Source organism: Rhodococcus sp. P3_B8 (genome assembly GCF_056402775.1).
This window is the reverse complement of sequence record NZ_JBFUGT010000305.1, coordinates 1-7,599: the sequence shown is the minus strand read 5'-3', so window position 1 is coordinate 7,599 and position 7,599 is coordinate 1. Positions and strand designations below refer to the sequence as shown.

The following is a 7,599-nucleotide window of genomic DNA, read 5'->3' as shown; positions in this document are numbered from 1 at the left end:
ACCGGCAGTGATCAGCAGCGGGAGAGTGCGCGGTGTGCGGGGTGCCTTCGCCCGTCGCTCACCCCGCCTGTCCTAATCATGTTCCATGAGGGGGCGAGGCCCAGGAGCGGGAATGCGAAGCCCCGCGCGCCATCTGGGGTCGGACGCCGAGAAGCTCACCCCAGAGCTCACCGCCACCATCACGCAGCAGCGGTGATCTGTCGCCGGGGATTTCTCGCGCTCTACTGTGAAGCCACAGTGCCGGTGACCCGCACAAACACATCCCAGTCCGCACAAACAAACAAATACAAGACCGACCAACCGACCCAGCTGGCCCGTTCCCAGTCATCCGGCGAAGATGGTCAYCCAGCCCCTCCAGCCGGAATCCGGGTTCTCCCGCGAACGGAGCACGCGGCGGCGGACAATCGTCGTACCGACACATCGAAGCTTCGAGGAGGACCAGACATGTCCGATCGCAGCGTGGGGGTGGGCCCAGCGTCCGAGTACCCCTCGACCAAACAGAGTTTCGCGGCCGGCACGTCGATGTTCGCGGCCATCATCATGGTCACCGTTGGCTTCATCCAGTTCTGCCAGGGCATCGCCGCGGTCGCCGACGACGAAGTGTTCGTCCGCGGGATCGACTACGTCTACAAGTTCGACCTCACCACCTGGGGCTGGATCCACCTCGTCCTCGGCGCCCTCGTCGCGATCGTCGGCCTCGCCCTGTTCACCGGCGCCGGATGGGCCCGGGTGTCAGCCATCATCGTCGYCGCGATCTCGATTCTGGCGAACTTCCTGTGGCTGCCCTACTACCCGGCGTGGTCACTGCTGATCATCGCCCTCGACGTCGTCGTCATCTGGGCTGTCTCGACGTGGAACCCCGACCAGGATCTGCGAGACGGGACCTTCCGCAGCACCGGCACTCCCACACGGTAATTCCGGCCGGCATCACGGTCGGACCGGACCCGTCACGACGAGCGATCTCGGATCGACCCTTGCTTGCAGCGGAAGAGGCTCAACCGTGCGGATCGCCCAGCAGGTCGGAATTCAGTTGTGGATACCCCCCAGGATGACGCCTATGCGGATCAAGTTTCACGAACAGCTCGACGACCTGACCAATCAGCTTGCGCTGATGTGCCACCTGGCCGGTGAAGCCATCGAGTCGGCCACCGACGCCCTGGTCCAGGCCGATCTTCCGCGGGCCGAGCGGGTCCTTGACCTCACCGAGCAGATCGAGCGGTTACACGGTCCGTGTGAGGAGCAGGCGATGGCGTTGCTGGCGTTGCAGGCCCCCGTCGCCCGGGACCTGCGCCAGGTCGTCACCGGGGTGCATTTGGTGTCGGATCTGAGCCGGATGGGCGGGCTGGCGCAGCACGTGGCCGAGAGTGTGCGCCGCCGGCACCCGAACCACGTCACCTCGGGGGAGACGGAAGAAATCCTGAACCGGATGGGGCGAGCGGCGACCGCGCTTGCCGGTCTCGCCGAACAGGTCCTGCGCACCCATGATCCCGAGCTGGCCGCCGAGCTCGGCAGACGCGACGACGAGCTCGACGACCTGCACCGACGACTRCTSACCYTGMTCGAGGATCCGGCCTGGYCCGGYAGCATCCCGGCCGCGGTCGATGTCACCTTGTTGGGGCGTTTCTACGAACGTTTCGGTGACCACACCGTCGTGGTCGGGCGCCGGGTGATCTTCCTCGTCACCGGCGAACCCCTGAGCCCGTAGACCGGCGCACTCGGGTCGCCAGCGTGGACCGCGACGGGCCTACTGAATGCTCGCGGTGCGGCGCGGCTGGCGAGCGTATCGGCGTCGCTCGGTCTCGCTCATCCCGCCCCAGGTGCTGCCTCGAATTCGAGTGACGGCCAGCAACGATGTCGCGGTGAGCAGCACGGTCAGATCTGCAGTGGGCGGGGCTTCTCTACCGCGGTAAATGAACCCATTTCACGGTCCGCGGGTACGGATTCCGGTGGGCGTCGGGGGCGGGTGTACAACTTCCTAAGTCGGCACCACCGGACGCAGTCCCTATCTACCCCATCCAACTCTGTCGAGAATCGATTCCCATTTTCGACACTCCCCTGGACGCCACCCTCCATCTGGGATTGGGCAACATTTCCGACGGCGTCCGAGTACCCGTGAAGCACCCCATGGGCCTCGTCTGGACAGTTGGGGTCTTGTCGTCGGTGATTGGTTGGTGTCCCGGGGCCCCGTGCGGGGTCGCTTTAGTGGTGTACGCGGCGACCGGTGACGGCCTTGACGATGAACAACAGGATCACCGCGCCGAGGAGGTGGTGTGGGGTCAAGGATTCGGTGCCTGTTCGAGGAGGGCGGGACGACCGCCGGACGGCCGGTTTCGGGTAGTGGAAGTTCGGGGAATCGGTGATCCACAGCAAGGTGGTCGGGTCCTCGGCCAGGCATGGGCAGGAGCGAGCGATGGTGGCGATACTTCCCAACACCGAGCCGATGCGCTCACCCCTGCCCGGCTCGGCCCCGACGATCGGGGTGGAAGAGGAGTTCATCCTCGTCCACCCGCACACGGGTACACCATTCCTGGACAACACCGAGGTCGCCAAGGTCGGGCGGACGCTCGGCGCGGACCTGCAACTCGAACTGTCCCGATGTCAGATCGAGACGGCCACTCGGCCCTGCGCYCACCTGACGGACCTGGGGCGGGAGGTGCGCCGGGCCCGCGCGGCGGCCGCCGACGCCGCCGCGAAGGCCGGGGCCCGACTGCTCGCGGTCGCCGTGCCCCCGGCCGGCCCGCCCCCGCAGGCGATTACCGACGYSCCCCGCTACCGGCTGATGGCCGACCGYTTCGGAGCCCTGGCCGAACAGGTGATCTGCGGMGCGCACGTGCACGTGTGTGTCCCGAACCGCGAWGTGGCGGCCGCGGTCAGCAACCACCTGCGRCCGTGGCTGCCGGTGTTGCTGGCGCTGACCGCGAATTCCCCGATCAGCGCCGGCCGCGACACCGGCTACGCCAGCTGGCGGCACRTCCTGTGGTCGCGGTGGCCCAGCGCCGGACCGCCGCCCTACTTCCGGTCCGCGCAGCACTACGACAGCSTGGTCGCCCGGATGCTCGAGAACGAAAGCATCCTCGACACSGCGATGATCTACTGGGACATCCGGTTGTCGGCGCACCTGCCGACGATCGAGGTCCGGATCGCGGATGTGCCCGCCACCGCCGGGGAGGCCGTGYTRCTGGCGGCCCTGATCCGCGGTCTGGTCGGCACCGCYATGACCGAYATYCGCCGCGGCGCCSCSGSCCCGATGCTCGACCAGCAGGTGCTGCGGTCGGCGTACTGGCGTGCCGCCCACGACGGCMTGACCGGCCACGGCATCGATGCGTTGTCGGGCCGACTGGTCCCCGCGGGCGGGTTGCTCGAATGCCTGCTGACCCGCATCCGGCCGGCACTCGAGGAGCACGGCGACTACACCGCCTCCCGGGCCGCGGTGACCCGGGTCCTGGCGACCGGCAACGGCGCCGCCCGGCAACGCCGGGCGTTGCGGGCGGGTTCGCTTGCCACCGTGCTCGACCTGCTCACCCACACCACGACCGAAGGCTGCTGACCCCGCATCGACACCGCCGAAGTTGCACTGGACCCGGCTGCGACACCCCGGGTGCTGAAACACGCGAACCCGGGGATGGCGTAGCCGCGTCGCCCGCCCGGAAATTCAACGACCCGGCCGCCCCGTTAACAGTCCGCTGGGACGGAGTCATGCGACGGAAATCGATCGTTTCCGACACCCACTCTGACCCACGGGTTTGGTAGGCAAATGGCGTCGAAAACCTGTGTCGAGAAGTTATGTCGAAAAACCTCTACAAAAGGCATTTTCGACACATGCTGCTCGGCTACGCGCGTGTCTCGGCCGAGTCCCCGCCACTGGTTCATGGCTGCCATTCGATCGAGCACCGAGGTGCCGTAACCGCGGACCTTCTCGGCCGTGAAGTGACGGTGCGCGGGTGGAAAGTGCGCAGCGAGAACTCGACATTGCGGAACACCGTGCGGCGTGCCAGCCCCATCAGGACCGCCATGCCGGTCACGGCCATCCACATCGGCAACGGGTAGAGAGCGAGACGCTCCCCCAGGCCGAAATGCAGCGCCTGACCCAGCATGAGGCCGGCACCGACCAGGCCCACGAGTGCGCACAGCGCGGACCACAGGGCAACCAGCCGCTTCTCATGCCACATATGCCAGGCGATGAGCACGAGCACCACGTGGCGCGCCACGAASCCCGGCAACACSGCCGACCAGTGGATGATCGTTCCATCGTTCGCCGGAAACAGTCCGGTGGCAGCGGTGCTGACCGCGATGATCACGGCAAGCGAGAGTATCCACTTCTTCTCCCGGCCACTTCTTATGTGCYGATGAAGAAACARYGCACCGAGGAGSGTGAGCACCCCGAGCRCGACGAACGTCGAATTCATGACGTCGTGCATCGGTGAGCAGGATCCGACTTCGCAGGTCGTCACGCCYAGGGAGCTGATCGAGTCCTGYGCGAAGCTGTAAGGCGTGCTCCACGCCGCCGCGGTGAACACCTCCGCCAACAAGTAGGCGAACGAAAGTACCCAGGCCGTGCCAGCAACTGCGTGGCGCAGATTATCTGTTCTCGGTGACGTTCCCGCGCGGTGCGGATAACTGATAGTGGATTCTCTCTGTCGAACCAGATGTGTCGAGTGAAGCCGGAAATCGCCGACCCGGATGATCTGCGTGACCCTACGACCCGAACCTGAGAATGCTGTCCGAAATATCCGCATCGTCAGCCTCCACTGTGTATCAGGTCGTACTTGCCGGGGATCGGGCTCTGCGCCCGGCGTCGTCGGTACATTGGTGGTGATTCACAAGCACTGGAGCGCAATCACTTCAAGGTTTCAGTTGACATCTCTCCGTTATCGGCGGTTTCTTCGGCGAGGTGGTCGGGGTCCTTCGGCGCCCCCGGCCCCGCACACCGGCGGACACGACCAGCACAAGCAAACGCAGACCTCCTCGTCCTTCGGACGGAATACCCGCCCGGCTCTTTCGGAAACGGCGATTGATCGGGTGCTTGAGGGAGACTTCTCATAAGGTCTATGGACCGATTGTGAGGCAGTCGAATTGATGCGGCACGCACGTCCTACCACTTACCATCGAATTCCATGGGAGTCGCAGCCGTGGCACGAGCGCTCGGCCGCCTCCAATACCGACTCGCGCGTGTCCCCTTCCAACTGTTCGACGACACGGTGATGCCGGCGCTCTTCGACGACGCGGCCCCGGCCCGGCTGGCGTACGAGTGGGTGCTGATCGAGTGTGACGAGGCCGCGGCGGTTCTGTTCGACGACCAGTCCGCGGCTTCCCACGCACAGATGTTGCGGCGGCGCGGTGCCGCTGTGCGATACGCCAGTGCCCGCCGGCATCGGCAGCTCCTCCGCGATACGGAGGCCACCCTCGAGCGGCACCGCGCTCGTTTCCTCGCGCGGCACCGGAAGCACGCCACAGACAACGATTAATGTTTCCGGCGCCGTCGACGAGTCGTGCAGGCTCGTGTGCACAGCCACCCGCACACTCGACGCCACATACAGCCATGCACCAACGCTCACCGAACCCGTGCTCGCAACCGAGCTTGCCGCCGCCTCACCCCCGAGCCGGCTGCACGGCCGGCGACCGGCAGCGAGAGTGTGGGGTACTTCCCGCGTCACTCACCACGCCTGTCGTAGCTGGCGAATACGAGGTCGCGGGTTCGTGCCGACGCCGGCGCGGACTTTACCCCGGGTAATCCCCACCCAGGCACGACAACATCCGGGGTTCGTTCGAACCGCAATCCGAATTTCGCCGCGAATACATCACACGGCGGCAGATAATTGTGGTACCGGTAAAAACCGAAGCTCGGGAAGGGTCAGCCATGTCCGATCGTAGCTCGGGAGTGAATCCAGCGAGTTCCGAGTATCCCTCTGGTAAACAGGCTTTCGCAGCCGGTACGTCGATGGGGGCCGCCGTCATCATGGTCACCGTCGGCATCATCCAGTTCTTCCAAGGCATCGCGGCGGTCGCCGAAGACGAAGTGTTCGTCAGCGGCATCGAGTACGTTTACAAGTTCGACCTCACCACCTGGGGCTGGATCCACATCATCCTCGGTGTCCTCGTCGCGATCGTCGGCCTGGCCCTGTTCACCGGCGCCGGGTGGGCCCGCGTGTCGGCCATCGTCGTCGCCGCCATCTCGATCTTGGCGAACTTTCTGTGGTTGCCCTACTACCCGGGTTGGTCACTGCTGATCATCGCCCTCGATATCGTCGTCATCTGGGCTGTCTCGACATGGAACCCGGAACCAAATATCACAGACGCGAACCTTCGCGGTACCGGCACTCCCACTCGGTAACTCGGCCGGAGATCGCGGGCAAAAGGTACGACAAAATGAGTGCCGGCACCGCCCGTCACTAGACAAGCGATCACGGCCGACGCAACAGCAATCCGCACTGCCATTTCCTTCATCGTGCACACCTCATCTCGAAGATTCCCGACTCCAAGGCGAACGGGGTGACGAGCCAGGAAGCACCTCATCTCGACGTTCACCCGTTCTGGTGAACACCCCGACCATCCCCGAGAACACCGTGAACCAACGGGAGCGGCAACAATGACATACACATACAAGGTCGTCGAGGTCCGCGAGAAAATGATCGGCGGCAAAATGTCCGGCGCCAAACTCGAAGACCTGCTCAACCAGTACGCCCAGCAAGGATGGCGTCTCAAAGCGATAACCTCGTCTGATGTCAAGGGCAGAATCGGCCCTGGCAGCGTGGAGGGACTGCTGATCACCTTCGAACGCGAAAGCTGAGCAGGTCCGGACACGATCAGCCGAGGTGTTCTTCGCCCACCCTGCAGCCCGGATCAACAAGCCAGATTTGTCGGCAACGGGGCGCCCGGCGGCAGCGTACTTTGCCCGGAGCCGGATCAGGTGGGTGTTGATCGTGCCCAGGCTGATTCGCAGGTCGGCTGCGGAAACGGTCTTCGATTCGCTCCGCAGCCACAGGCGAAGGATCTCCAGCTCGCGTGGCGTCAGCGTGGGCCGTCGTTGCGGCTCCCCGACGGGGTCGGGCGTGGAGTCAGGAACAAAAGTCATACCGATCTCACCTTCTCGAGCCGCCGCGCTTGCCGCTGGACGCACTGTGTGATTCGAGGCGCCCGGATGGGTCGACACGCAGGCTCGCGACACCGAGGAGTATCCGTTTTGTCCGTTATTCACCGCGGCGAACAAACCGTACCCGAAGCCGGTTTCGAGGATGCGTGGGCGCTGCTCCAGGGGCGCGTCGCTGACGGCGCCTGGTGAAGATTGGAAACGACTTGTCCGCCCGTGGTTCGGTCCGGCTGAGATCAGATCCAGTCGATGTGGACGGAGTCGATGTGGTCGAAGTGGAATCCGAACTGGTCGCTGTACGTGTCGAAGCCTTTATTTTCGGGGTAGTCGAGGGTGGCGTGCCGCTCGAGCAACGCGACGACGCGGGCGTGATCGTCGCCTGCCAGTGCGGCGGCGAGTTCGCGGGACTCTTCACTGGTGAACGGGGTGTCGGAGTTCGCGAAGTCCAGGGTGCGGATGCGGTAGTCGTAGCCCTCGTCGGCGCCGTTGCGGACCATGACGCCGCCCTTGAC

8 protein-coding genes and 2 pseudogenes are annotated in these 7,599 nt (G+C 65.0%); 6 read left to right on the top strand and 4 right to left on the bottom strand.

All coding sequences use genetic code 11. The annotated features are described in order from the left end of the window. The first annotated feature begins 444 nt into the window (after positions 1-444). The gene (locus AC1D1G_RS38265; protein WP_477956188.1) at positions 445-915 is read left to right on the top strand and encodes a DUF7144 family membrane protein; all 471 of its coding nucleotides are present in this window, start codon (positions 445-447) and stop codon (positions 913-915) included. A 142-nt stretch (positions 916-1,057) separates the two neighbouring features. Continuing rightward, positions 1,058-1,705, top strand: a complete 648-nt coding sequence (gene phoU / locus AC1D1G_RS38260; RefSeq protein ID WP_477956187.1) for a phosphate signaling complex protein PhoU — start codon at positions 1,058-1,060, stop codon at positions 1,703-1,705. 494 nt (positions 1,706-2,199) lie between these two features. Here phoU and AC1D1G_RS38255 read toward each other — a convergent pair whose 3' ends face one another. Further along, positions 2,200-2,370, bottom strand: coding sequence for a GlsB/YeaQ/YmgE family stress response membrane protein (locus AC1D1G_RS38255; protein WP_477956186.1), 171 nt, complete (start codon positions 2,368-2,370; stop codon positions 2,200-2,202). A 40-nt stretch (positions 2,371-2,410) separates the two neighbouring features. Between AC1D1G_RS38255 and AC1D1G_RS38250 the strand changes: the two genes are divergently transcribed. Continuing rightward, a complete protein-coding gene (locus AC1D1G_RS38250; protein ID WP_477956185.1) occupies positions 2,411-3,547 on the top strand; it encodes a glutamate--cysteine ligase in 1,137 nt (378 codons plus the stop codon). A 319-nt stretch (positions 3,548-3,866) separates the two neighbouring features. On the opposite strand, the gene AC1D1G_RS38245 is transcribed toward AC1D1G_RS38250, so the two are convergent. Further along, on the bottom strand, positions 3,867-4,517 hold the full coding sequence (locus AC1D1G_RS38245) for a DUF998 domain-containing protein (protein WP_477956189.1): 651 nt from the start codon (positions 4,515-4,517) through the stop codon (positions 3,867-3,869). Between the two features lie 597 nt (positions 4,518-5,114). Between AC1D1G_RS38245 and AC1D1G_RS38240 the strand changes: the two genes are divergently transcribed. The 3 genes from AC1D1G_RS38240 (at position 5,115) to AC1D1G_RS38230 (ending at position 6,787) form a co-directional block, all read left to right on the top strand. Further along, entirely contained in the window at positions 5,115-5,465 is a 351-nt protein-coding gene (locus AC1D1G_RS38240) for a hypothetical protein (RefSeq protein WP_317761352.1), read from the top strand. 392 nt (positions 5,466-5,857) lie between these two features. Beyond that, positions 5,858-6,331, top strand: coding sequence for a DUF7144 family membrane protein (locus AC1D1G_RS38235; protein WP_397517881.1), 474 nt, complete (start codon positions 5,858-5,860; stop codon positions 6,329-6,331). Between the two features lie 255 nt (positions 6,332-6,586). Beyond that, the gene (locus AC1D1G_RS38230; protein ID WP_061042837.1) at positions 6,587-6,787 is read left to right on the top strand and encodes a DUF4177 domain-containing protein; all 201 of its coding nucleotides are present in this window, start codon (positions 6,587-6,589) and stop codon (positions 6,785-6,787) included. Between the two features lie 135 nt (positions 6,788-6,922). Here the strand turns inward: AC1D1G_RS38230 and AC1D1G_RS38225 are convergent. Next, a pseudogene (locus tag AC1D1G_RS38225) lies at positions 6,923-7,072 on the bottom strand (LuxR family transcriptional regulator); the annotation flags it as partial. Between the two features lie 251 nt (positions 7,073-7,323). Continuing rightward, a pseudogene (locus AC1D1G_RS38220) lies at positions 7,324-7,599 on the bottom strand (hypothetical protein); the annotation flags it as partial.

Coding starts and splice junctions, on each gene's coding strand:
- AC1D1G_RS38235 (WP_397517881.1), top strand. CDS start 5,858: ATGTCCGATCGTAGCTCGGGAGTGAATCCAGCGAGTTCCGAGTATCCC.
- AC1D1G_RS38230 (WP_061042837.1), top strand. CDS start 6,587: ATGACATACACATACAAGGTCGTCGAGGTCCGCGAGAAAATGATCGGC.
- AC1D1G_RS38240 (WP_317761352.1), top strand. CDS start 5,115: ATGGGAGTCGCAGCCGTGGCACGAGCGCTCGGCCGCCTCCAATACCGA.